Below are 496 nucleotides of genomic sequence, written 5' to 3'. Positions count from 1 at the left end.
GTAGGTGTAGCCCATCAGGGCGGGAATCAACACCCGCAGCAAGGCAAAATTGATGTTTTGGTAGGCGTATTGCCCGTAGGCGGTTACGCCCGTGGCAATTCGTTGCCCCAGAAAGTCATATTCGTTATCCTCCTGGGGCAGGCCCTGGTTGGGACTGATCAGGCCGCTTTGATGCGTCAACAGGTCGCTAAAGGTGATCCGGCTGATGCCGGGTCCCTGAGGCCAGTGCTGGGGCAGGTAGGCGGCAATGGGAGTCCGCAGGCTAAGCCCCTTACGGGCGGCCAGGGCAACCAGGGTGAAGGCGCTGATGGTTTTGCTGACGCTGGCCAGGTGCAGCTTGGTGTCAATGGTGAACCCACTGGCCGCCTCCCGGACGGCCAGACCGCCTGACCCGGCGGCCATTCTGGTCGCGCCCTGATAAATAGTGAAGGCGTAGCCTATATCCTTGGGCCGCAGTGAATCCTCCAGTAGCTTGGCCAGTGTTGCGTAGATGGTC

Annotated in this window: 1 protein-coding gene; it reads right to left on the bottom strand. The window is 60.5% G+C overall.

Annotation, left to right across the window (positions count from 1 at the left end; translation table 11 throughout):
• Positions 1–496: serine hydrolase (locus tag J2I46_RS32690; protein ID WP_207333317.1), on the bottom strand; the 496-nt coding region annotated here is incomplete at both ends.

Source organism: Fibrella forsythiae (assembly GCF_017353175.1).
Taxonomy (GTDB): Bacteria; Bacteroidota; Bacteroidia; order Cytophagales; family Spirosomataceae; genus Fibrella; species Fibrella forsythiae.
This window is presented reverse-complemented; position numbering and strand designations above follow the sequence as displayed.